Annotated in this window: 28 protein-coding genes and 1 tRNA gene; 11 read left to right on the plus strand and 18 right to left on the minus strand. The window is 40.1% G+C overall.

Features of this window, described 5'->3' with window-relative positions:
* The first annotated feature begins 33 nt into the window (after window positions 1-33).
* The 5 genes from BQ5338_RS10480 to BQ5338_RS16875 are packed head-to-tail and all read left to right on the plus strand — an operon-like array spanning window position 34 to window position 2,450.
* Window positions 34-237, plus strand: coding sequence for a hypothetical protein (locus BQ5338_RS10480; protein WP_071146725.1), 204 nt, complete (start codon window positions 34-36; stop codon window positions 235-237).
* A 57-nt stretch (window positions 238-294) separates the two neighbouring features.
* Window positions 295-741, plus strand: a complete 447-nt coding sequence (locus BQ5338_RS16535; RefSeq protein WP_078063449.1) for a DUF3761 domain-containing protein — start codon at window positions 295-297, stop codon at window positions 739-741.
* An 18-nt stretch (window positions 742-759) separates the two neighbouring features.
* Window positions 760-1,230, plus strand: a complete 471-nt coding sequence (locus BQ5338_RS10485; RefSeq protein WP_071146726.1) for a hypothetical protein — start codon at window positions 760-762, stop codon at window positions 1,228-1,230.
* A 4-nt stretch (window positions 1,231-1,234) separates the two neighbouring features.
* Window positions 1,235-2,296 carry a serine/threonine-protein kinase gene (locus BQ5338_RS10490; protein ID WP_071146727.1) on the plus strand — a complete coding sequence of 354 codons (1,062 nt, stop codon included), beginning with the start codon at window positions 1,235-1,237 and terminating at the stop codon, window positions 2,294-2,296.
* Window positions 2,289-2,450 carry a hypothetical protein gene (locus BQ5338_RS16875; protein WP_159431326.1) on the plus strand — a complete coding sequence of 54 codons (162 nt, stop codon included), beginning with the start codon at window positions 2,289-2,291 and terminating at the stop codon, window positions 2,448-2,450. Before BQ5338_RS10490 ends, BQ5338_RS16875 begins: the two co-directional genes overlap by 8 nt.
* Before the next feature lie 9 nt (window positions 2,451-2,459).
* Here BQ5338_RS16875 and BQ5338_RS10495 read toward each other — a convergent pair whose 3' ends face one another.
* Together BQ5338_RS10495 and BQ5338_RS10500 are read right to left on the minus strand one after the other, a co-directional pair.
* The gene (locus BQ5338_RS10495) at window positions 2,460-3,740 is read right to left on the minus strand and encodes a site-specific integrase (protein ID WP_071146728.1); all 1,281 of its coding nucleotides are present in this window, start codon (window positions 3,738-3,740) and stop codon (window positions 2,460-2,462) included.
* Between the two features lie 185 nt (window positions 3,741-3,925).
* Window positions 3,926-4,001, minus strand: a tRNA-Gly gene (locus BQ5338_RS10500).
* A 116-nt stretch (window positions 4,002-4,117) separates the two neighbouring features.
* Between BQ5338_RS10500 and cobU the strand changes: the two genes are divergently transcribed.
* From cobU to cobC, 4 genes are read left to right on the plus strand one after another with little or no spacing between them, the layout of a single operon-like run.
* Window positions 4,118-4,630 (plus strand): bifunctional adenosylcobinamide kinase/adenosylcobinamide-phosphate guanylyltransferase, encoded by a 513-nt coding sequence (cobU, locus tag BQ5338_RS10505; RefSeq protein ID WP_071146891.1) that lies wholly within the window; start codon window positions 4,118-4,120, stop codon window positions 4,628-4,630.
* Between the two features lie 26 nt (window positions 4,631-4,656).
* Window positions 4,657-5,694 carry a nicotinate-nucleotide--dimethylbenzimidazole phosphoribosyltransferase gene (gene cobT / locus BQ5338_RS10510; protein ID WP_071146729.1) on the plus strand — a complete coding sequence of 346 codons (1,038 nt, stop codon included), beginning with the start codon at window positions 4,657-4,659 and terminating at the stop codon, window positions 5,692-5,694.
* A gap of 1 nt (window position 5,695) precedes the next feature.
* Complete coding sequence (cobS, locus tag BQ5338_RS10515; RefSeq protein WP_071146730.1) at window positions 5,696-6,460, plus strand: adenosylcobinamide-GDP ribazoletransferase; 765 nt, start codon at window positions 5,696-5,698, stop codon at window positions 6,458-6,460.
* A 6-nt stretch (window positions 6,461-6,466) separates the two neighbouring features.
* Window positions 6,467-6,994 carry an alpha-ribazole phosphatase gene (gene cobC, locus BQ5338_RS10520; protein WP_071146731.1) on the plus strand — a complete coding sequence of 176 codons (528 nt, stop codon included), beginning with the start codon at window positions 6,467-6,469 and terminating at the stop codon, window positions 6,992-6,994.
* Window positions 6,995-7,003: 9 nt separating this feature from the next.
* Here the strand turns inward: cobC and BQ5338_RS10525 are convergent, their stop codons facing one another.
* From BQ5338_RS10525 to BQ5338_RS10600, 16 genes are all read right to left on the minus strand, one after another.
* Window positions 7,004-7,411 (minus strand): NifB/NifX family molybdenum-iron cluster-binding protein, encoded by a 408-nt coding sequence (locus BQ5338_RS10525; RefSeq protein ID WP_071146732.1) that lies wholly within the window; start codon window positions 7,409-7,411, stop codon window positions 7,004-7,006.
* A complete protein-coding gene (locus BQ5338_RS10530; protein WP_235816403.1) occupies window positions 7,380-8,060 on the minus strand; it encodes an ABC transporter ATP-binding protein in 681 nt (226 codons plus the stop codon). Before BQ5338_RS10530 ends, BQ5338_RS10525 begins: the two co-directional genes overlap by 32 nt.
* 3 nt (window positions 8,061-8,063) lie before the next feature.
* The gene (gene modB / locus BQ5338_RS10535; protein ID WP_071146733.1) at window positions 8,064-8,729 is read right to left on the minus strand and encodes a molybdate ABC transporter permease subunit; all 666 of its coding nucleotides are present in this window, start codon (window positions 8,727-8,729) and stop codon (window positions 8,064-8,066) included.
* 43 nt (window positions 8,730-8,772) lie between these two features.
* Window positions 8,773-9,897 carry a homocitrate synthase/isopropylmalate synthase family protein gene (locus BQ5338_RS10540; protein ID WP_071146734.1) on the minus strand — a complete coding sequence of 375 codons (1,125 nt, stop codon included), beginning with the start codon at window positions 9,895-9,897 and terminating at the stop codon, window positions 8,773-8,775.
* On the minus strand, window positions 9,894-10,202 hold the full coding sequence (locus BQ5338_RS10545; protein WP_071146735.1) for a (2Fe-2S) ferredoxin domain-containing protein: 309 nt from the start codon (window positions 10,200-10,202) through the stop codon (window positions 9,894-9,896). Before BQ5338_RS10545 ends, BQ5338_RS10540 begins: the two co-directional genes overlap by 4 nt.
* Before the next feature lie 55 nt (window positions 10,203-10,257).
* Window positions 10,258-11,541 (minus strand): nitrogenase cofactor biosynthesis protein NifB, encoded by a 1,284-nt coding sequence (gene nifB, locus BQ5338_RS10550; protein ID WP_235816404.1) that lies wholly within the window; start codon window positions 11,539-11,541, stop codon window positions 10,258-10,260.
* Window positions 11,542-11,567: 26 nt separating this feature from the next.
* Window positions 11,568-12,983, minus strand: a complete 1,416-nt coding sequence (locus BQ5338_RS10555; protein ID WP_071146736.1) for a nitrogenase component 1 — start codon at window positions 12,981-12,983, stop codon at window positions 11,568-11,570.
* Window positions 12,984-12,995: 12 nt separating this feature from the next.
* Window positions 12,996-14,321, minus strand: a complete 1,326-nt coding sequence (gene nifE / locus BQ5338_RS10560) for a nitrogenase iron-molybdenum cofactor biosynthesis protein NifE (RefSeq protein WP_071146737.1) — start codon at window positions 14,319-14,321, stop codon at window positions 12,996-12,998.
* A gap of 152 nt (window positions 14,322-14,473) precedes the next feature.
* Window positions 14,474-15,853: a nitrogenase component 1 gene (locus BQ5338_RS10565; protein WP_071146738.1), complete on the minus strand. Its 1,380-nt coding sequence runs from the start codon at window positions 15,851-15,853 to the stop codon at window positions 14,474-14,476.
* A 29-nt stretch (window positions 15,854-15,882) separates the two neighbouring features.
* Complete coding sequence (locus BQ5338_RS10570) at window positions 15,883-17,511, minus strand: nitrogenase component I subunit alpha (RefSeq protein ID WP_071146739.1); 1,629 nt, start codon at window positions 17,509-17,511, stop codon at window positions 15,883-15,885.
* Window positions 17,512-17,526: 15 nt separating this feature from the next.
* Window positions 17,527-17,892: a P-II family nitrogen regulator gene (locus tag BQ5338_RS16975; protein ID WP_071146740.1), complete on the minus strand. Its 366-nt coding sequence runs from the start codon at window positions 17,890-17,892 to the stop codon at window positions 17,527-17,529.
* Between the two features lie 11 nt (window positions 17,893-17,903).
* Window positions 17,904-18,233 (minus strand): P-II family nitrogen regulator, encoded by a 330-nt coding sequence (locus BQ5338_RS10580; protein ID WP_071146741.1) that lies wholly within the window; start codon window positions 18,231-18,233, stop codon window positions 17,904-17,906.
* 23 nt (window positions 18,234-18,256) lie between these two features.
* Window positions 18,257-19,090, minus strand: a complete 834-nt coding sequence (gene nifH / locus BQ5338_RS10585; RefSeq protein ID WP_235816405.1) for a nitrogenase iron protein — start codon at window positions 19,088-19,090, stop codon at window positions 18,257-18,259.
* A 256-nt stretch (window positions 19,091-19,346) separates the two neighbouring features.
* Entirely contained in the window at window positions 19,347-20,090 is a 744-nt protein-coding gene (modA, locus tag BQ5338_RS10590) for a molybdate ABC transporter substrate-binding protein (protein ID WP_071146742.1), read from the minus strand.
* A gap of 8 nt (window positions 20,091-20,098) precedes the next feature.
* The gene (locus BQ5338_RS10595) at window positions 20,099-21,427 is read right to left on the minus strand and encodes an alginate export family protein (protein WP_071146743.1); all 1,329 of its coding nucleotides are present in this window, start codon (window positions 21,425-21,427) and stop codon (window positions 20,099-20,101) included.
* A 135-nt stretch (window positions 21,428-21,562) separates the two neighbouring features.
* On the minus strand, window positions 21,563-21,919 hold the full coding sequence (locus BQ5338_RS10600) for a winged helix-turn-helix domain-containing protein (protein WP_071146744.1): 357 nt from the start codon (window positions 21,917-21,919) through the stop codon (window positions 21,563-21,565).
* A gap of 303 nt (window positions 21,920-22,222) precedes the next feature.
* On the opposite strand from BQ5338_RS10600, the gene BQ5338_RS10605 reads away from it, so the two are divergent.
* Both BQ5338_RS10605 and BQ5338_RS10610 read left to right on the plus strand, forming a co-directional pair.
* Window positions 22,223-23,797, plus strand: coding sequence for a sigma-54 interaction domain-containing protein (locus tag BQ5338_RS10605; RefSeq protein ID WP_235816406.1), 1,575 nt, complete (start codon window positions 22,223-22,225; stop codon window positions 23,795-23,797).
* The gene (locus BQ5338_RS10610; protein WP_071146745.1) at window positions 23,781-24,263 is read left to right on the plus strand and encodes a GNAT family N-acetyltransferase; all 483 of its coding nucleotides are present in this window, start codon (window positions 23,781-23,783) and stop codon (window positions 24,261-24,263) included. The genes BQ5338_RS10605 and BQ5338_RS10610 overlap by 17 nt, the downstream gene beginning before the upstream one ends.
* Window positions 24,264-24,275: the final 12 nt, after the last annotated feature.

The following is a 24,275-nucleotide window of genomic DNA, read 5'->3' on the forward strand; positions in this document are numbered from 1 at the left end:
GAATTGAAATAGTTAACCAAAAAACTTTTTATCATGAAGTACTATGTTAATAAAAACGCTCAATCCAAAGGCGAGCATGAAGTACACACTAGTAGTTGTAGTTATTTGCCTGATGCAGATAACCGGATTTACTTAGGAGATTTTTCAAATTGTAAAGATGCAGTCCGTGAAGCAAAGAATCACTATGACAATGTTGATGGATGCTATTATTGTTGCAACGATTGCCATACTAAGTAACCAACGAAGCCAACCGCCAGAACAATTATAGCGATTGGCTTCTTTTAAATCAGTACAATGAAAAAGATTCTATTCATATTACTTCAACTCGCTTTCGTCCTAAGCTTAAATGCTCAAGACAATATCAGGTACGCAACGTCCAATCTGAACATGCGTTCCCAAGCAAATACTTCAGCAGAAATAATCTTGATTATTCCTCAAGGTACCTCCGTCACCATTGATGAAGATTGTGACTGCAAATGGATTCCAATCCAGTACAACGGACAAATCGGGTATGTATCGACCAAATACCTCACAAAGCATAAGGTTAGCTACTCTAGCAACATAGAGAGGACTTCTGTAAAGCATTACACGAATTCCAAAGGGAACAGAGTACAATCCCCCACTCGATATGAATCTGCACCAGCAGGAGCGACAGCTTTATGCCGAGACGGGACATACAGCTTTAGCCAAAGCCGAAGAGGTACATGCTCGCATCATGGCGGGGTCGCTAAATGGTTATAATAATTAAACTAAATAAATATGAGTAATAATACATCAATCGGAATAAGAGTAAAACCGGGTGCCGTAATCTATTCTGTTATACGAGAAAGGAATAGCGAAAAAGAAGTTATATTGATAGATAAAGTCAATGTTCCTATTGCGTTGCAGATACCTGAACAATTAAAATTTATAAGAAGTACATTCTTAGATATTATTCATGAAAACGCCGTTAATCTTGCTTGTATCAGAATAACGGAACCAACAGCACGCACAATTTCAATAGAGCGAATTAACATGGAAGCTGTCATTCAGGAATTAATAGCAAGTTCAACCATAGAAAAATACTACGTTGGGCAGATTTCAAACATAACCGCTAAGCTTGGAATGGCAAGAGAAAACTTCAAAACAATACTCGCTAACAAAACGTGTGATTTATTTGAAGATTGGGAGAAATATAATAAAGAAGAAAGAGAATCTTTACTAGCTTCTCTGAGTGCATTTAATATCTAGAATTATGAAAAATTGTAAAGTTAGATTGGATTTTGATGAAATAGAAGAAATAGGACAGGAAGGCAAAAACTCTAAAGTGTTTCTAGCTCACGATAATCAATTAGATGGAAACATAGTTATTAAAGAGATTCAAAAAAAAGATGGAGTACCATACGAGGAGTATTTCAAAGAGGCAAGATTACTCTATGCTAATAATCATAATAATATTGTCAAAGTTAATTACGCTTGCGAAGATGATGACAATATATATATTGCCATGCCATATTATAAAAATGGTTCTCTAAAAAAGAAAATTTCAGAAAGCAATTACTTAACAATCCGTGAAGTAATAAGATACTCAATACATTTTCTATCAGGGCTAAATCATATACATTCAAAAGGTCTCATACATTTTGATATAAAACCTGATAACATATTGATTTCAGATTCGAATGAGGCCATGTTGTCAGATTTTGGACTATCTTTGTATACAGATACTTATGGATTTTGTTCAGCAGAAGCATTCTATACCCCACATGTAACCCCCGAACAATTACGTGGCTTACATCAAACTATAAAAAATGATATATATCAAGCTGGATTGACAATGTATAGGATGGTTAATGGCAATAATTTTTTGTATGCACAAATTCCAACAACAGGAACTCCACCTGCATTTGACAATGACTTATTTAAAGAGAATATAATAAGAGGAAAATTTCCAGACAGAAAATTATACCTTCCACATGTGCCTAAAAAGCTAAAGAAAATAATAAAAAGATGTATTGAACCTAATCCCAACGACAGATACGATAACACTTTACAAATAATAAATGATTTATCTTCTATTGATGAGAATTTAGATATCCGCTATTTTAAAAATGCGGCTAATGAATATTGGGAATATCCTAAAGGTTACTACATATATAAAATCGAGTTATTACCGAAAGCGGACAAGTTTGATATTAAAGTTTGCAAAAGAAAAGATGGTAGAACAACCAATTGCAATACTCAGTGTTCTAACAATATAGATAGTACACAAGTTATATCAAAATTAGAAGCTATATTTGCATTATCATATGAGTAATAAAGTAGCTAATAAGGCATCTACAAGAGAACAAAAACTTTATCAGAAAGATAAAAGTAGAGTTACTGAATACTATACCCAACAGTTCAAAGAGAACGTAAAGGTTACAGATATTCAGCTAAATATTCATGGATATACAAAGCTAAAGAAATAATAAGCCAGGTTAATCTCCAAAGACTAAGTCAAGGACTTTACGATTTGCCTCATTTATGGCCGTAAAGTCCTTTTTAATATAAATATCGGTGACTTTCATAGATTCGTCCACATGATTAAGTGCAGCATGGACGGTATACTTGTCTATCTTCACATCATTAATGGCTATAGTAGCCCAAGAATGGCGTGCAGCGTAAAATTCCAAGTCTTCTATCTCTAACTCCTTCCCTATCTCTTTCAGTCCTTTATTGATGGCCTGATTAAAGGTGTTGGTATCACGGTACATCTGGTAGAAATTGAAAACTCTCTTCCCTGTCCTATCTCTGTATTTTTCCACCAGAGCAGAAATAGCGGGTGTTATGTCTACGTGTATTTCCGCTTCGTCAGCTCTCCTGCTTTTTGTCTTTTCTCTGTTATAGATGATAGTTCCATTAGAAAGGTTAGAACACGTATACAAGTCTGCTGAATTCATCCCTATGAGCCCGAAAGAGAGTAAGAACATATCTTTAGCCAAGTTATACCGGCAATTCTGCTCGGACTTTGTTCTTGCATTCTTCCTCATCTTATAAGGCAGATCATATATCTTCTTTATGGCCTCGGCTTCAATAGCACGTTTTCTGGTTGCCTCGTCTCGTGGGATTTTATATTTGGAGAAAGGAGACCAAGGGATTAATATCTTTCCTCCATCTTCGTCATTGTAAACCCTCTTAGCTTCGTTATAGAGATGTCTGATACATCCCATATACAAAGTTAAGGCTCTGTTTGAAGTAATCCTCTCATCGTTCTTTATAGCCTCAATATTTCTCTTGGATTTCTCAAGGTTGATGAAGTCGGCATAATTCGACAGGAATTTAGCTGTTATTTCGGAAATATTCAGTCTATCTCTTTTGGCGAACTTCGTTAATGAGTTTATGGCCGATTTATAATTTCTTGCTGTTCCGGTCGATTTGATACTTTCTATGTAGGTATTGGAGAAGGATATGAAGTCTATCTCTCTCTGTTTCTCGTCGGATATTCCCGTAATGTAATCTACGATATCTTCCACGGTCATTGAATTCGCACGGGTTCCTAATTTATTGCACGCATCCCGATAAGAAGAGATTATCGCCTCGGCTTCCTCTATTATATCCCGACTTTTAATTTTAAGACTCTTTGTAAGATCACACTGAGATACGTAAATAGACGTAGGTACTCTTTTTATTTTTCTATTATGGGTAATTCGTATCTTGACGTTCCATGTGCCGTCACTACGTTTCTGATGTTTTTGTACTTCTGTTTTAAAAGTTGGCATAATTTTGAGTCTTTATTTAGTGTTGATCTTCGAGCAACAATAGAGCAACATTTGCATGCAAAAGTAGAATTTTCCATCAAAATTAGCAAAAAGAAAAGCCATAAATCACTTCTGACCTATGGCTTTGTACCCTTCTGCAAGTCCCTAAATATGGGCTTTTTGCTTCTATAAAAGACTTTCAGAACTGGAGCGGCAAATGAGGCTCGAACTCACGACCCTCAGCTTGGGAAGCTGATGCTCTACCAACTGAGCTACTGCCGCACATGCTATCTTTAAGCGGTTGCAAAGGTAATTACTTATTTGAAATAATACTAGTTTTAGGGCAAAAAAAGAAGCTAAAAAGTACTATCTTTGTTCGCAAGAAAGATAAAATGCACATGAAGCAAATCATCCTAATTACCGGAGGTGCACGCTCCGGAAAGAGCAAATATGCTGAACTATTGGCACTTACGCTGTCTCCTACTCCTGTTTATCTGGCTACTTCCCGTATTTGGGACGAGGAATTTCGTCAAAGAGTAATGCGTCATCAGGCAGATCGAGGACCGGAGTGGACGAATATAGAAGAAAACAAAGAGCTAAGTCGCCATTCACTTGCAAACCGGGTAATATTGATAGATTGCGTAACACTGTGGTGCACAAACTTTTTCTTTGATCTCGAAGCTGATACTGATAAGGCTTTGGAGGCTGTCAAACAAGAGTTTGATCGCTTCGTGATACAGGATGCTACTTTTATCTTTGTAACCAACGAAATTGGTATGGGTGCTACTTCAGAAAACTTAATTCAACGTAAATTCACTGATTTACAGGGGTGGGTGAATCAGTACATTGCTGCCAAAGCGGACAAAGTAGTGCTTATGACTTCGGGCATTCCGCTCACCATTAAAGGATAATATCGATACTATATATAAAATAAGGCATGAAAACTTTTCAAATTACAAAGCCGGATGAAGCTATCCAACAGGCACTTATCGACAAAATTAACAATCTTACTAAGCCCAAAGGATCACTAGGCAGACTCGAAGAGTTAGCTCTGCAAATAGGCCTCATCCAACAAACGCTTAGCCCAGAACTAAAACACCCTCAAAACATTCTTTTTGCAGCAGACCATGGAATAGTGGATGAAGGTGTTAGCTTCTCTCCCAAAGAGATTACATGGCAACAGATTAGTAACTTTCTACATGGAGGGGCCGGAATCAACTTTCTTTGTCGACAACATGGGTTTGTTCTCAAGATTGTGGATGCAGGCGTTGATTATGATTTTCCTCTAGGCAAGGGTATTATAGATATGAAAGTACGTAAGGGTACTCGCAATTATCTACATGAGGCAGCGATGACTATTGAAGAAATGGATTTATGCATTGATCGAGGTGCTGAGATAGTAAGGCAAAGCTATGCAGAAGGTTGTAATGTGATCAGTTTCGGCGAAATGGGAATAGCCAACACTTCTTCTTCATCAATGTGGATGACTTGCTTCACCGGTATTCCTTTAGAAAAATGTGTGGGTGCAGGTAGCGGTTTAAATACTGCAGGTGTACAACATAAATACAGGATATTACAACAGGCTTTAGATAATTACTGCGGAGATCATTCTGACGAAGATATTATTCGTTACTTTGGCGGACTGGAGATGGTTATGGCCATTGGCGGCATGTTGCAGGCGGCGGAACTAAAAATGACCATTTTAGTAGATGGCTTTATCATGACCAACTGCATATTAGCCGCCTCAAAGCTTTACCCTGAAGTATTGGATTATGCCGTATTTGGACATCAAGGAGATGAAACAGGACATAAATTGGTGCTCAATGCAATAGGCGTTAAACCTCTATTAGACTTAGGGTTACGACTAGGAGAAGGTACCGGGGCTATCTGTGCCTATCCCATCATTGATTCGGCCGTACGCATGATGAATGAAATGGATAATTTTGCTCATGCAGCAATAACCAAATATTTCTAAAATGACGAACCGTTTATTAGCTGCATTTGTTTTCTTTACACGATTGCCTTTTTGGCGAATTCGTGAGGTGCCTGCTGAGTGCTTTAAACATGTGGTTAATTACTGGCCATTGGCAGGATGGCTCACGGGGGGAATAATGTCCATAACGCTATGGGTCACCGCACAAATATTACCATTATCAGTTGCGGTATTACTGGCTATTCTTGCAAGACTCCTTTTGACGGGCTGTCTTCACGAAGATGGTTTAGCCGATTTTATTGATGGTTTTGGCGGAGGAACGACTCGTGAACGAACACTTGCCATCATGAAAGATTCTCAGATAGGCAGTTATGGAGTTATTGGACTTATTATCTATTTTAGCCTGATGTGGTCGTTACTAAGCGCATTACCACTTACTCTGGCTTGTATAGTTATATTAGCGGGTGATCCGTGGTCTAAGTTTTGCGCTGCTCAACAAATAAACTTCTTACCCTATGCTCGCAAGGAAGAAGAGAGCAAAGCGAAAGTTGTATATAATAGAATGTCTCCGGGAGCTTTCATTCTTGCTCTGATTTCGGGCATTCTTCCGGCAGTTGTATTTTTACCTTCTGCTGCATTTGGATTGGCAGGAGTAATGCCTTTGGCTACCAGCGCAATCCTTATTTTGCTAATGAAGAAACGACTGCAAGGATATACGGGAGATTGTTGCGGAGCAGTTTTCTTGCTAAGCGAACTTACTTTTTATATTGGAATAAACATAGTATATCAAAATTATTATATAAACTAAAGAAAGATGGAAATATACCTTATTCGACATACTTCGGTAGATGTGCCTCCCCAAACTTGTTATGGACAAACGGACGTGCCGCTTAAAGATAGTTTTCAGGAAGAAGCAAAGAAAGTTGCTCAAAATTTAGAAAGAGTAACTTTTGATAAAGTCTTCACTAGCCCGCTAAGTCGATGTGTACATTTGGCTAATTATTGTGGATACGCTCATGCCGAGAAAGATGCTCGCATCATGGAGATGGACTTTGGAGAATGGGAAATGAAGCATTACGATGAAATACGTGATCCTCGTTTGCAAGAATGGTACAAAGACTTTATGAAAGTAAGTGTTCCTGGTGGAGAGTCATTTAAAGATCAGTTCCGTAGGGTATCCGAGTTTTTTAATGAGTTGCGTACTCAGTCCTTTAATCGTGTAGGAATATTTGCTCACGGTGGAGTGCTCATTTGCGCACAAGTATATGCAGGGACAGTTGCTTTAGAGAATGCTTTTAGCTCGATCACTCCTTATGGAGGAATAATCAAGATTCAAATTTAGCACTAAGGACTATTTTTCGCATTTATCATCCGACGAGCAGCTATCGCACGAACCGTTGCAGATGGCGCTATTCTCAAGCGCCTCTGTACTAGTAAATAGTGTTAGCTTCCGATCACTATAAAGTGCAAGGTTATACTCTAAATCATTTCCATCGCTTTTGTACACATCAATGCCGTTTTCAACAAATAAGTTTAATGCAAGTAACTGAATCTGAGAGGTAAGAACAGCATTTATGCCCATTTCTCTCATTTGCTTGGTAATTTTGCTTCCAGGAGGAATGATGGTTCGCCATGGCACAAATGTGCGAACCTCCTCAGCGTCCGAAGCTAGAGGATCAAAAATACAAACGTCCGGAGTCCTATTAAACCCTTCAGCTATCCGGTTATTATCGTAAACAGGAACAATTACTTTCATCATTTTCTATTATTAATCCGTTTTTAATCCTAATAATCTCTGTGGCCATACGGTGAGCTTCAGACATGTCATGCGTCACCATGATACTCGTAGCAGCCAAATATTCATGTGCTCTTAATATCTCACATTGAAGCCTTTCTCGCATCTCATGATCAATGGAAGAGAGAGGTTCATCGAGCAAGAGAATTTTAGGTGATGAAGCCAGTGCGCGCGCTAGTGCTACCCGTTGTTTCTGCCCTCCGGACAGTTTCGCAGGTTTTTGCTTGGCCAATTTGTGCATACCAAAAATACCGAGTAGCTCATTAACCTTTGTTTTATCTTTTTCCTTTTGAGCGAAGCGAATATTTTCTTCCACACTCATGTTTGGAAAAAGCGCAAAGTCCTGAAACATATAAGCAATGCTACGCTGTTGTGGCTTAAAGTTCACCTTTTGCTGAGAATTAAACCAAACCTCCTCTCCCACTTTAATAATGCCTTCAGTCGGAGTTACCAAACCTGACAACATACGTAGTAAAGTGGTTTTACCCGATCCTGAATGTCCTACCAAACAAATAAAATCACCCCCTGAGATCTCTTTTTCGATGTGCAACATCTTTTCTCCTTCGGAGGTAATCATCTTTCGTTTCACGTCAATATAAATAGAAGGCGTCATATACTATACTGTTTTCTTGTTAATACTATAAATAATGGTGAGTACAACAAACGAGACTAAGAACAATACCAAAGCATATTGATTAGCTGCTTTATAATTCAGCGCCTGCACCTCATCATACAGAGCAATAGAGGCTACTCTGGTAGCTCCGGGCATATTACCTCCCACCATAAGCACGATGCCAAACTCGCCTACACAATGGGCAGAAGTCATAGCTACGGCAATGATGACACTACCACGGATGTTAGGAAGCAATACTCTGAAAAAGGTAGTTAATGATGACTTACCCATGGTATAGGAAGCTTCTTTTAGACTTGAAGGTAGCGCCGCAAGTCCATTTTGCAACGGCTGAACCATAAAAGGCAACGAGCAGATGATACTGGCAATGAGTACCCCACTAAAACTAAAAGCCAAACGGACATCGAACCATTGCTCCATCATCTGTCCAAACCAATTCTGTGGGCTATAGGCTACTAGAATATAAAAGCCCAGCACAGTAGGCGGAAGCACCATGGGCATTGAAATCAATGCTTCTACTACGGATTTAAGACGAAATCTGGAATAAGCTAGAAAATAAGCAATTGGAAGACCTAGAATAAACAAGATCAGTGTCGTCCAAAAGGCTAATTTACCTGTTGTTATAAGCGTTTGCACGAAGTCATTATTCATACTCTGTTGGCGTTATAAAGTTAAAAGATAGCGATAGATAAAACTAGAAATGCTTCTTGTAAAGACTTAGCAACTCTGATTCGGATAATGAGCGTTTCAATTTAACAGCTTCTTGTTTTACATCACTAAGTAGGTTACTACTCTCTTCAGCGCTAAGCTCATAACCTTTAGAAGAGAAGAAACCACAAATAGCCGCTCGTCCACTATGTTTGCCGAAAACAAATGGTGCTTCACTCCTACCAACGTTCGCTGCATCAATAATCTGATAAGTAGTGCGATCAGTTAACAAGCATTGCGTATGTACACCCGATTCGTGACTGATAGCAAATTTCCCTGTAATAGGTTTCATATCTGATAATACCCGTCCGGAGGCTCGTTCAACTAACGTGGAGAGTTCGGTTAAATATTCTGTATGGATACCGCTTTGTCTATTTCCACTCAGAGAAAGTGCCATTACAAGTTCTTCGAGTACAGCATTACCCGACCGCTCTCCCAATCCATTTACTGTTACACTGGCCGCCTCGGCTCCCGAACAAAGTGCAGTGAAAGTATTTGCCGTAGCCATTCCCAAATCGTTATGCCCGTGAAACTCAAAAGGTACATGAGGATATTCTCTCTTGAGCCTCGTAAATAACTTTGACACGGTAAATGGATTCATAATACCTACTGTGTCGGCTATGCGAACTCGAGAAGCACCACAACAAACAGCCTGTCCTATAAAGTCTACCAAGAAGGGAAAACCTGCCCGCGAAGCATCTTGCGCACCGACAGTGATATAGCGAAAACGGCCAGAAGCATATCTCAATACTTCCCCAAGTTTCTTCATTACCCATAGTTCATTTTTACCTAACGCATTTAAATGGATAGACGAAACCGGAAAAGAAATGTGCACACCCTGCGCACCGGTAGCGGCAGCTTCGTCCACATCGCTGCAAACGGCTCTACACCATGCTAGGCAGTCGAAGGAAAAGCCAGCATGCACCAAAGTAGTGATATCCTCTTTATCCTGAGGAGAAATGGCTGGCATTCCGATTTCTAGTTCCGGAACGCCTGCCTTATCAAGTAAAGCTGCAATTTCCATCTTCTCCTCTAAAGAGAATACCACCCCTGCCGCTTGTTCGCCGTCGCGAAGAGTAGTATCAATAATATGTACTTTCTTCTCTGTCATTCGGATATGAGATATTTCTCACAAGGCTCTCCCTCTTCAAGTGCATCGAGTATCTCGTCGATAGCATCCTCCGTTTCTACGCAGCCATACCAATAATTATGGGGATGCACTACTATTATGGGCCCTTGCGAACATAAATTTAAACATCCAGTGGTAGATACAGCCACATCCAGACCACGGTCATTACACTCATCCATCATGTATTGTAGAAGCGAAGGCGCTCCTTTCTTTGTGCAAGCTCCCTGTGCATCGCCATTCAGGCGGAAAGAGTTACAAACTAAAATGTGATAGCTCGGTTTTTTCATTTCGTCAGAATTTTATGTTTAGTATTAGAAACATTTATATCTATTTATTATGCTCTCATGCACAACCTTGCGCATTGCCTTTACACTCGCTACCACAACGAAAAGCATCTGCTTTCTTTATGCTGCGAATAGGCCTATTATTATAGATGCCATCCAGCCCCTCATCAATCATTCCAGTCATCTGCACTACTTTGATGCCACACTCTTTTAGTATAGATGCGGGGTTATCTCCTACTCCGGAAACCAATAACGCTCTACAGTCAATAAGTAGACGTGCAACATCAATCCATCTCTGATCTCCACTTCCTTTGTCAGGCATAGAGCGTTCTTCAACAAATTGAAAGCCATTGGGCGTTTCACGGAAAATATACACGCTTTTTGCCTCACCCAAATGCATGTTTACCAGATGTCCTTCGTATGTTGCCACGGCTACATAAGGACGTTTTGCTTCATCATCGGCCGGACTGGAAGATATTTGTTGCAAAATGGTATACGCTTCTTTCAAGTCTTGCCCTAACAGTCCTGCCGCATCCGCTCTACAACGAGCACAGTGTGTCATCAATGGCAAATGGTGTTTAGCCTCAGCACGCACACGAAATATCATCTTTTGATCGGGTTTAGGCATCTCTTCAAAATTCGAACCTCCGGTTGGTATCAAAGGCATGCAGTTAATTAGGTCAGCACCCAAATCTTTTACGACCTTTGCCGTTTCATCAATATGATGATCATTGATGCCAGGTATAATAATAAAATTAATCTTCACGGTAATTCCTTTGGCTTTTAGCAAAGGGATACAAGCTAATTGACGCTCCAAGAGTAAACGTGCTGCATCTTCACCCCGATACATCTTCTTGTTAAAGCGTACCCAACGATATATTTGAGAAGTAATGGCAGGATCTACACCATTAATGGTTATAGTCACGTGCGTTACGTCTAATGCAGCAATTTCGTCAATGTATGGCTCCAAATTGAGCCCATTGGTAGAAAGACAGAAAATCCGATTTGGAAATTCCGCTTTCACCGCACGGAGGGTTTTCATCACCTCTTCCGGATTGGCAAAGGGGTCTCCCGGACCAGCAATGCCAATAACTGATATATTATCGATGTGTTTGTCTAATTCCTGGAGGTAACGCACTGCTTGATAAGGTTCGAGCACAGAGGAAGTCACTCCCGGCCGACTTTCGTTTACGCAGTCATATTTACGATTGCAATAGTTGCATTGTATGTTGCATCTGGGCGCTACCGGCATGTGTACACGAGCATGTGTGTGCCTAGCCTCTTCGTCAAAACAAGGGTGTTTTGGCAATATATTTTCTTCTGTTATTACTTTAGCCATCATCTTTTCGTTTTTTAAATGATTATCACTTACATGTATTTGTAGCCAATAGGTGAATGCTCTTGTTTGTATTCGAGGAGAGCATTTACAATTTGGTCGAAAAACTTTTGTGCACCTGCATAGAAAAGATGTTCTATACGAGGACCTCCTACTCTGTCGTGTATAGGAAAACCAGCCCGAATTAAAGGAATGCCCAGTTCGCGAGCAATGTAATACCCTTTGCTGTTTCCTATGATGATGTCTGGTTTAAGTGTCTCAGCCAACTCGCGTACCGTTTCAAAGTCAGTGCCGTTCATCACTATCGTATCTGTAGCAGCCTCTCCAATATTTTTTTTCAGTTGCTCTTTCATTAATCCACTTTCGCCACCCGAAGCAACCAGAACGGGAATGATACCTATCTCACACAAAAAAGAAACAATGCCCAACACCATGTCTTCGTCACCAAACACAATAGCTCGTTTACCGAACACATATTTGTGTCCATCAATATACGAATCTACTAACCGCCCGCGTTGTAAACTATATTTTTCAGTGAGTTTCTTGCCTGTAATCTTTTCTAAGGTTTCCACAAGACGGTCCGTTCCATCAATACCAATTGGCATGGGCAAGCGATTGTTGGGTACATCACAATTACTTTCGAGCCATTCTCCGGCAGTTGTTATGGCGTTTGTGTTGCGGATACGTCCGGATAATGCTCCTTTGTTCAAGACCGTCCCAAACTCTATGCTACCCCGTGCACTACCCGTCAGGCGGATATGATCGACAGGTGTTCCTCCTTCGGGAACCAAATGATAATCTTTCCAAAAAGGATTATCAAGCGAAGCCGAATAGTCTGGCAATAATACATATTCAATACCTGCATCGCTAAGCATCTCTTTTAGATTACGTAAATCAGCCGGAGAGACAAAGCCCGGAAACAAATTGATATGAGTTCCGGTATGTTCGCTTTTGTTGGCTAGTGCCACTACTGCTGAACAAACAGCTTCGTGAAAGCCATCCATGTGTGTGCCTTGATAACTGGGTGTAGAGGCATGTATAAACACCGGAAGTTCTTCTTTATCAGCATTTGCTTGTTTATATTCGGCAATGAGCCCCGGCACATCCTCACCAATTGTTTCGGCCAGACAGGTAGTAGCAATCCCTATCACTTTAGGGTTATATTGCTTAATTACGTTATTGATACCCTCCACAAAGTTTCGGTTACCCCCATAGATCGTTGTCGTTTCGCTAAAGTTAGACGAAGCAATATCTACAGGTTCTTTGTAGTGGCTAATCATGTAGCGACGAATGTATGTAGCACATCCTTGTGAGCCATGAATAATGGGTACACAGCCTTCAATTCCTTTAAATACCACCGAAGCCCCCAACGGTGCACAGAGTTTGCAAGCATTACGCGAAGAGGTATATGTCGGCGTTGTTTTTTTGTTTTCTGTTGTCGATTGCATAGTTTCGTTGTTTTATTTAACAAATTTCCAAACCGGACTCATAATAGTGCCATACACTTCTTTTGCAAAATTGAGCATACCTTCATATCCTGCCAATGCCTCCTTTCGCTCATGGTTATGATCACAAAAGCCAAGACCTATTTTATATGCTATCGGACGCTCTTTCACACCCCCAATAAAGAGATCTGCTTTTTTCTCTTTGACAAAGCCAGAAAGCTCTACCGGATTAGAGTCATCTACAATGATGGTATCATCATCGCAAAGTTGCTGAATGAGTTCATAGTCCTCTTTATCTCCCGTTTGCGAACCAACAATTACCGTCTTTATTCCGATAAGTCGCAAGGCTTTAATTAAAGAAATTGCTTTAAAAGCACCTCCTACGTAAATAGCAGCTTTCTTGCCTGTGAGCGCTTTCTTGTAAGGAGCCAATTCAGGGAGCAAACGAGCTAGTTCTTCTTTCACTATCTGTCGAGCATTATTGAGCAACTCTTCACTCTTGAAGAAGTTGGCAACCTCATATAGCGCATCACTCATATCTTCAATTCCGAAATAAGAAACACGCATAAAAGGCACATCGTATTTCTCTTTCATCATCTTAGCCAGATGCATCATTGAGCCCGAACATTGTACTACATTAAGCGATGCGTTGCGTGCATTACAAATATCGTCTACCCTGCCATCACCAGTAATAGTGGCATTCACATAGATACCCATTCGTTTGTAATACTCCAGTAAAATCCATAATTCACCAGCTAAGTTGAAATCGCCCAAAATATTGATAGAAAACTTCGGAGTAGGCCTATTCTGTGTCCCTACCAACTTAAATAACGATTCACACGCTATACGATAACCATCTTTCTTTGAACCTTGAAACCCCGGCGCCTGAACAGGAATGACCGGAATACCCTTCTTAGCAGACATCTCTCTGCAAACAGCTTCCACATCGTCGCCAATAACACCTACAATACAAGTACTATAGACAAAAGCAGCTTTGGGATGATGCAATTCGATCAACTCATCGAGCGAAGCACTAAGTTTCACCGCTCCACCAAAAATAACATCTTTCTCACGCAGATCAGTAGAAAAGCTGAGTCGGTGAAGTTCCGGCCCCGAAGATAGTGAACCACGGATATCCCATGTATATGCCGCACAACCGATAGGCCCGTGAATAAGATGTAATGCATCTGCAATGGGATAAAGCACCACCCTAGAACCACAGAATACACAAGCCCTCTGGCTTACTGAACCTGCCAGGCTGGCCTTACCGCATGCAATAGCCTCTCCTGAAGCCCCTGCTCTACCTACCTGGTTTTTTCTTTCTTCTAATATGATGCTCATAACTTAACCTATTTTTACCTATAAATAATCTCTATACTATTCACGAAAGATCCTGTTGTTGCATAGTACTACAGGAGGTGTTTTTCATAGAGATTAGTATTCTTTAGAAGCAACGCCGCAAAGAGTGATGCAGCGTTGCGAGAGCTTTGCAATTAAAGCTGAAACTCGAACTTCTCTTCTGCACAAGTACGATCCATGTGATCGAAAATTGCATTCAGAATTTGAATAGCCAGATTAGTGGCTCCTACGTAACCTGTTTTAGGAAAGAAGTTATGTCCTGCTCTATCGGCAATAGGAAATCCGTAACGTATAAACGGAAGGTCCTCATCGCGAGCAATATATTTGCCATAAGTGTTCCCTATTAACAAGTCAACCGGTTCTTGCTTAATCCATTGGTGCATTCTGAACATATCTGCCAGGTCACCGCCTTTGAATTTTGCTTCAGGAATATCTTTCAGAATGGTTTTCAAGCGCTCTTCGAATGGTTTACCAGGTGTTCCTGAAACCACATAAACAGGACGCATATCCATGCTTACAAGAAATTCGCAAAGTGGAATCAGAGTGTCAGGGTCTCCAAATAAAGCTACACGCTTACCATAGAAATATTTCTGATTATCGGCAATGAGATCGATCAAACGGCCACGTTCTTCAGTAATACTATCTGGCACAGGCACATTAGCATGACGGCTGAGTGCAGTGATGAAGCGGTCTGTTGCTTTCAAACCAATAGGAATATCCGTCATTTCAAACTTCACCTTACACTTATTCTCTAGAGCTACACATGCCGTATTGGTACTATATTCACCAAGGCCAATTGTAAACTTGCTATCGCCTGTTGTTTTAAGCTGCTCTGTAGTGCATCCTCCTTTTGGATACATTTCGTATTTACCTGTAAGTGGAGTATCGAGCACACCAGTCATATCAGGAAACATCAGCGTACGAGCTTCCATAACAGAGGCCAAGCGCTTAATCTCGCCCATATCCGAAGGTTCCATCCAACCCGCAACAAGGTTTACAACATTCCGTTTTTTTGGTGTAGCTGTTGAAAAGAACTTCACCATGGCAGCAACCTGATTGGCATATCCCGTGATGTGGCTACCCACGTAAGAAGGTGTATTACAATAAATCACTTTCTTTCCTGCTGGAATTTTACCATCTTCATCTGCCTTCGATACGATCTGTGTTAAGTCATCACCGATGGTTTCTGAAAGACAAGTAGTATGCACAGCTATCACCTCTGGATCATAAACCGAGAAAATAGTATCGATAGATTGCAGTAAGTTAGCCGAACCTCCAAAAACAGAAGAACCTTCGGAAAACGAACTGGTAGAAGCTACTATTGGCTCTTTGAAATGACGAGTTAAAGCGCTTCTATGATAAGCACAACATCCTTGTGAACCATGGCTATGAGGCAGGCATCCATGGATACCAAAAGCCGCATACATAGCGCCAATAGGTTGGCAAGTCTTTGCCGGATTAATGGTCAAAGCCTTTCTTTCAATCTCTTTAGGAGTAGTATGTCTTAGTAACATTTGTTCTAAAATTTAAAGGGTTATCAAAATCAAACTGCAGCATATACTGCTTCTACGTATTCCTCACTCTCCCAAGGAGCCTTCATCTCTTTCCAGATGCTGCAACAAGCTATTTGCTCAATGTCTTTATAGAAGTTTACTGCTCCTTCGAATGATGCATAAGGTCCACCTGAATCATAATTGTGAAGCTGTTTCAATGGTATTCCCATTTTCTGAACACAATATTTCTCTTTCACTCCTGCACAGAATACATCCGGATGATATTTTTCAATGAGTTTCTCCATTTCATAATGGCTAAGATCATCTATAACAAGCGACCCTTTTTTCATCTCTGCCATCATACCATCATATTGATTAAACTCTAACCCCTCAGCTTCTAACTCTTTCAGTTCTTCTTCTGTTTTACGAGGATTGTAGCGTTCAGGATCTCTTTTTACAGAAATCTGTTCGATGTTACGACTGTCAGCATCAATATGTATGCTTGGTATTACACGGCGCCCCTCATAGTCGTCACGGTGTCCGAACTCATAACCAGCACAGAGTGTTGTTATTCCCAGTTCGTCAAACAATTCCTGATAATGGTGAGCACGAGAACCACCTACAAAGAGCATGGCAGTTTTGCCGTTTGTTTTCAGTCTAGCCTTTTCACGAGCAGCAATAACCGGTACCATTTCTTCTGCTATAACAGCCTCTATTCTAGCAATAAGTTCAGCGTCCCCAAAATATTTGCCAACTTTTCTAAGAGATTTAGCGCAAGCATCAGCACCAATAAAGTTCGCTTTCATCCATGGAATACCGAAAGAAGTCTCCAACATCTCAGCTACATAGTTAATTGAACGATGGCACATCACCAAACTAAGATCAGCCGTATGCGCTGTTTCAAATTGTTCTATAGTAGAGTTACCCGACATCGTAGCCACGATTTGAATACCACACTTCTCAAACAAAGTATCAATTGCAAAAGCATCACCACCGATATTATACTCGCCAAGTACATTAATACGGAATTTGTGAGTAGCAGTTACCGTGTCGTCATTCCCTATAAGATGGCGGAATAATTGGTTATTGGCAATATGGTGTCCGGCAGATTGCGAAACGCCTCTATAGCCTTCACAAGAGAAACCAAATATATTGATGCCATTTCCTATTTCTTCTTTCATTTGAAGCGCTACCCGATGAACATCATCTCCGATCAGACCAACCGGACAAGTAGAGAATACAGCGATGGCTTTGGGGTGAAAAAGTTCGTATGCTTCGCGGATAGCTTGCTTCAACTTCTCTTCACCACCAAAAACAATATTAGAATCCTGCATATCAGTTGAGAACGAATAGGTTATGAAATTTTCTTCGCTCTCTCCGGGACGAGTCTGGTTGCGACGCGTCAACCAAGAATAATATCCACAACCGATAGGACCATGAGTGATATTGATGATATCTCGCGTAGGACCCAAAACCACGCCTTTACATCCTGCATATGTACATCCTCTTTGAGTGATAATACCTGGGATTGTGCGTACGTTAGCCTGAATTTCAGGAATATTATTCGGATCAGCAACCACAATGCTCTTGCTCCTCTTCTTACCTACTTTCTTGGGATAGATTTCGATAAGTTCTTCCCTGGCAGTGCTTAAGTCTACATTTAAAACTTTATTTTCCATTGTTCATTTCTCCTTTCAGTCAAGCGTTATATCTCCCTTTTCTCCTGTACGAATATGAACAGAATCAGAAGAATCAATCACAAATATTTTACCATCTCCACTTTCGCCTGTTTGATTCATCTTAATAATCGTTTCCACAGCGAGGTCTTTTTTATCATCTGTCACCATAAGGGTAATCATACGTTTCGACTTCAGACGGGGTACAGAAGAAATCAGTTCTACATGCTCAGGAGCATACTTGGCAGCCTTCTCCAAATCACCATGTCCTTTTCCTCTTCCCATTACCGGCATAGCGGTGAAAGAAGGAAGTCCGGCATCTTGAAGCGCCATCTTGGTTTCCTGCATTTTGGCAATGCGGATAATTGCAAGTATCAGTTTCATAAATGTTCGTTTTAAAAGATTTCTTTCTTTCCGCTAGAGATAGTATATGTTTCAGTAACAGGAGTTACGAATATCTTACCATCACCAAATTGTCCCTTATCTCCCGAACGGGCTGATTCCATGATTATTTCGATCACAAAGTCTTTGTCTTTCTCGGGAATAACAATCATCAACAAATCTTTCGGCAATTCGTCGTATGTAACGTTACCTACTTTCAAACCGCGTTGCTTACCACGTCCAAAAACAGCTAATTTAGTTACTGCGGGAAATCCGGCGTTCAATAACGCATTCATCACGATAGGTGATTTCTCGGGGCGTACAATGGCTCTTAATAAATACATAATGTGTTCCTCCTATTTCTTAATTAGTTCATGATTCCGAAGCTTACCAACATCTCTTCCAATTCCGGCATCGTTAACGGTGTAGGAATGACAAACATTTTGTTTTCGTCAATTTTCTTGGCTAAAGCACGATATTCGTTAGCCTGTGGATGCTCAGGAGCATGATCAATCACCGTTTTGCGGTTAATCTCTGCATGTTGAACCATGTTTTCGCGAGGAACAAAATGAATCATCTGCGTACCTAATTTTCTAGCAAATTCTTCAATCATATTTGCTTCGTTGTCTACTTTACGAGAATTACAAATAATACCTCCCAAACGGACAGTACCTACTTTTCCAAATTTAGATATGGACTTGCAAATGTTGTTTGCTGCATACATTGCCATCATCTCTCCAGAGCAAACAATGTAAACTTCCTGTGCCTTACCATCACGAATTGGCATTGCAAAACCACCACAAACAACGTCGCCCAATACATCATAAAACACATAGTCCAATTGCTTGTCGTCATCGTAAGCTCCCAATTGCTCGAGTAAGTTTATAGAAGTAATAATACCACGACCAGCGCATCCTACACCTGGTTCCGGACCACCTGATTCTACACAGCTAGTGTTGTTGAATCCCAATTTCATTACGTCATCCAGATCTACATCTTCACCTTCATCACGCAATGTGTCAAGAACAGTTTTCTGAGCCAAACCATGTAGCAGTAAACGAGTGGAATCTGCTTTAGGATCACAACCCACTACCATTACTTTTTTACCCATTTCGGCTAAACCAGCCACTGTGTTTTGAGTAGTTGTACTTTTACCAATACCCCCTTTGCCGTAAATAGCAATTTTCCTAATCTGTTTCATAATGTCATAATCTTAATTTTGTACCTTAAACAATGGCATTCATATTACCATTCGATATATATAAAGAAAAAAGTATGCCACAAAGCATACTTTTCTCTTTATAATAAAACAATAAAGGGACTAAATCCCCTGTTTTCAGCTCATTAAGAAATTAGAACGACCTACTATAAAGCTTTTTGTAATATAGGAGGAACACAAAAACAACTTCATTTAGGTAACAAAAATGTAGTATACTTACAATTATGTAGTTTAAAATTTACTTGGAGTAACCATACTTTTCCCACAAGCTGTCGCAACTGTTACCAAGTATGTATTTCATAAATTTTTCGGCAGCAAGGTTTCGCACAGGCTTCTTTATCAACACACACGCTTGCTCAATCGGAGAATACAGATTCTGGGGTATCACATAACATTTGCCCTTGCCAGCCATCTCAGGAGCCATAGCCAGAGAAAGAGCAATGAAGCCCACTTCTACATTTCCCGTGAAAGCATATTGAGCAGTTGCCGAGATATTATCTCCATATACGATCTTTGTATTAAAGCTATCAAATAGTCCTTGCTTTTTAAGCAACTCCACAGCCCTGTCGCCATAAGGCGCTGTTTCAGGTTTAGCAATACCAATGCGCTTTACTGCACTTTCTTTAAGTACTCCTATTCCTTTATTTACATCAATAGTAGAACTCCATAAAGCAAGTTTCCCATAAGCATAAGTCGAGACCTTGCCATAAGTAACTCCTTTCCCTTGCAATTTTAAAGGAAAATTTTTATCGGCAGCCATAAAAAAGTCATATGCAGCACCATTTAATATCTGCTGAACCAAGCTTCCAGAACTTCCAAACGTAACCTCTATTTTCACTGATGGATTTTCTTTCTCATATTTAGCTTTTATCTCAGTGAAAACACTTCTTAAATTGGCTGCTGCTGCAACCGTTACAACTTTTTGCGCGCAGATCGTTACGCTTATCAGCATAAAGGCGATCAATAAAAAAAAAATTCTCATACTCTATATTATAATTTGATTTTGAAAGCTTCTGGTTTAATAGTCAACGAAACATATGCCCAGTTTGGGGTACGAGATTTCGCATCAGCCGATTTCAGCTTCAGGTAACGACTATTATCCGACAAGAAATAGGTACTCCATCCACCTTCTACTGCAACGGAGCTATTCATTTTATAAGATAATTTTAAATCAAGGTCAGAGCCAAGCGATTTGCCATGCTTTTCATTACTATATTCCAATTCTTTAGCTGTCTTGAATACATGACACTGAACGTCATAAGATAATTTCGGAGTTAGTTTCCCTGAAATCCCAGCATAAGTGTCCATCAGTCCGGCAGTGGGTAAGGAAGCCGTCCAATAATCCATACTACCATTAAAACTATGTGGACCTCCATATAACCAATTGAATGTCTTGCTCTTTGTCGCATCTTTGCCATCATCTCCAGAGTATAAGTCAACACCCAGAGTCGCTTTAATTGCTGGATGAAAAGAATAGTTGGCTTTCAGAGCAAACAATGAAGCATTCAGATCTTTGGTTGCTGTAGTCTTTCCAAATTGGAAATAAGCCGTAGCGAGAAAATCAAACGGACATCCTTTTTCCAGAAATTTAAGATTACCTCCTGTGGTATACCGATGATACATGTCTACCTTTGAGCTATACGTTGTAGTACCATCAGCGTTCGTTGTCTTATCCTGAATACCTTCATCTAACAAGGTAGCCGATAGAAGTAATCCCTCTGAAAGCTTTTTAGACATCCATAGCAATCCCATGTATCTGTAAGTAGCAAGTCCCGAATAAACAGTTTCCTTTGATATCGCCTTATCATTATTATAAGCAAAAGCCAAATGCCCGGCGAAACTATCATCCAGTTGATATTTGAATAACACAGCATCGTGTGCCTTTCCCGTATTACTCCAATTAGAAGCAGAGAATAAACGATTATCATCATATGCAAGTGTTTGCCTACCAATAGTGACAGTACCTCCGGGTATTAAAACAACTTCAGCCCATGCCTCATAAACTGATAATGCTCCTGACGAAGCTGCAGCTTCTGAAGTAATGGAACTTTCGCCAAAAGTACGCGCATCCTGAAGAGTCAGATGAGTTTTTACATAAGCATTTTTAAATTCAAACCCCAACCTAGTGCGCTGCAACATAAAGCCACCCGGACTTACAGCATCTGTTATAGGAGTGCTATAGCCACTACGATACTCTGCTCTGGGTCTTAACTCTGCATTAATGCTCAATTCCTGAGCTTCGGCAACCGTTGTTGCAATAAACAATAACGATACAGCAATAATAACTTTGTCCGTTTTACTTTTTCTAAACCATTTCATGTTTACTCTTTTTAATTAATATCTATTATTCAACTTCTACTCCGTTATCTGTGTTTTGGATAACGTTTTTGCTTAAAAAAGCCAGTTTCACTATCTGGCTAGCATAACTCATATACATTATTATAGAATAGTTTGCTAAAACAAGCAGGAATCTAAATCTTGATTTAAGAGATTCATTTCTTCAGAGAATTGCTGCGCTTTTTTCTCATAGAGACGAATTAATTCTTCACCATAAGCCCCCACCAAGCACCCTCCCCCATCCTTTCCTCCTTTTTTGCGAATCAATATGGGTATAGGCGACAAACGATTCATCGTGTCAGCCACCGTCCATGCTTGTTGATAAGATATTTTACACCTTTTTGCAGCTGCATTGATGGAACCCTCTGTAATTAAAGCTTTTAGCAACAGATATTGCGTGTGTCCAAAAAACAACTCATCGTCTTTATAAATTGCAAATGCTCCTTTTATGTCGAATGTTTGTTTATCCCTCATAAGCTGTCTCTGAATATTTTTACCACAAGCTGACGCTACAGACTATCAATGAGTGTGCCAGAAACATAAAGCATTGATTTATAGATATTTGAATATGTTCTGACAATATTGAATCTTACAATTATGTATTTTCAATACGTTTTCATTACTTTTATGTTACGTAGCTGTACACACAATGATCACCATAAAGCATTATTTTAATCAAAAAAGTTATTATACTAACATTATAGTATCTATTTAATGCAATAATAAAAAATAAACGTTATATTTGCGCAGTTACTGTAATGTAAAAAACTTAATGTTATGGCTATGCTTCGAACATGCCCGATGTGCGAACAAGATTGCGAAGCTAAACAGGAGTTGGATTTCCTTATGCAAATAGGAAATGAACTATCAAAAGGCAGTATAGATCTTAACAGTACGATCAGGCTTCTCAAAAGACAATTAAATGCAACCTGCGTTATCCTTACTCTAATTAATCATAATACAAACAAATTGTTTGTAGAAGAATCTTATGGACCTCTCGATCAAGACTTCAGTAAATTGACGTATGAACTTGGCGAAGGGATTATCGGACGCGTTGTGCAGAGTGGCGAACCGAAAGTGATCCGCAGTATAGCTGAATCGAAAGAATTCCTCAATAAACTTCATTTTCCGCTGAAGGCTAATGATAAAGATATCTCTTTTATCTGCATTCCGGTTAAAGAGAAAGGAAAAGTCATTGGTGCTCTGAGTGTACACAAAGTCTATTTTGGTGCACCCGACTTTAAAAACAATGTCCAATTGCTTACTATCATTAGTTCAATGATAGCGCGCACAGCACGCAGAAGATATGAATCGCGTGAAGAAATAGACTCTCTTAAAAAGGAAAACAGCCAATTGAGAAAAGCGATCAGCGAGCAATCTTACCCTAACATCGAAGGAAACTCGAGTAAACTGAAAGAGGTCTTCTCGCTCATTCAGAGTGTTTCACCGACTAACACCACAGTGTTAATTCGTGGAGAAAGTGGTGTAGGTAAAGAACTGATTGCCGACGCTATACATTATAATAGTACGCGCAAAGGCAAAGCGTATATCAAAGTAAACTGTGCCGCTTTGCCCGAAGGTCTTATTGAAAGTGAACTTTTCGGTCATGAGAGAGGAGCCTTTACCGGTGCCGACTCTCAACGGATAGGTCGTTTTGAGGCTGCTCATGGCGGCACTATCTTCCTTGATGAGTTTGGTGATATACCGGCCAATGTACAAGTGAAGTTACTCAGAGTTATTCAGCAACGGGAAATAGAGCGACTGGGAAGTACCAGGCCGATTAAGATTGACGTGAGAATAATTTGTGCTACTAATAAAAATCTCGAAAAACTAATTGAGGATGCGAAGTTCCGCGAAGACCTATACTATCGCATCAATGTATTCCCCGTTTATATACCGCCACTACGCGAACGCTTACACGACATACCAGCTTTGGCCGATCATTTCATCGCCAAGTTCAATGAGAAAAACGGGCGAAACGTAAAACGACTCACTGCATCGGCCATCGATTGCCTCATGGTTTATCACTGGCCGGGAAACATTCGTGAGCTAGAGAATTGCATAGAGCGAGCTTGCATCTTGAGTACGGACGATGTGGTTCACACCAACAATCTACCGCCTAGCCTGCAAAATGCCATATCAAGCCAAACAAAGTCGCACGGCACGCTGGATACTATTCTTGATAAAATAGAGAAACAAGTAATACAAGATACATTACTCTCTACGAACGGGAATCTAGTGAAAGCTGCCACGCAACTAGGCATAACTGAAAGAATAATGGGACTTAGAATACGCAAGTATGACATTGATCCTAAACGATTTAAATATAATAATAATGCAAGTCAAGATTGAACAACCTGATTTAGAAATATGCGATTTCACTGACCCGAAGCATTGTGCTGCTTTGTGCGATCTTATCAATGAATATATAGCCGATCCTATGGGTGGTGGCACTCCGATCACAGAGAAGCAAAAGCTTTATTTGCTAGATGGCTTGGAATCACATCCTACTGCCATAGTGCTGTTTGTATTAAGCGAAGGTTGCATTGCCGGAGTGATAAATGCCTTTATGAACTTTTCTACTTTCAAGTGCAAACCGATGATTAATATTCATGATGTTTTCGTAAGCAAAGATCATAGAGGGAAAGGTTTGGGGAGAAAATTAATACAAGGTATAGCCGAAATAGCTCGTAACAATGGTTGTGGAAAGATGACTCTCGAAGTGCGCAAAGATAATGATGCAGCTCAGAGCCTTTACCATTCCGAAGGTTTCGAGGAAGGAGACACACCGATGTTTTTTTGGACAAAACAACTTTAAATAAGTAAACGT

Source organism: Bacteroides ihuae (genome assembly GCF_900104585.1).
Classification (GTDB): domain Bacteria; phylum Bacteroidota; class Bacteroidia; order Bacteroidales; family Bacteroidaceae; genus Bacteroides; species Bacteroides ihuae.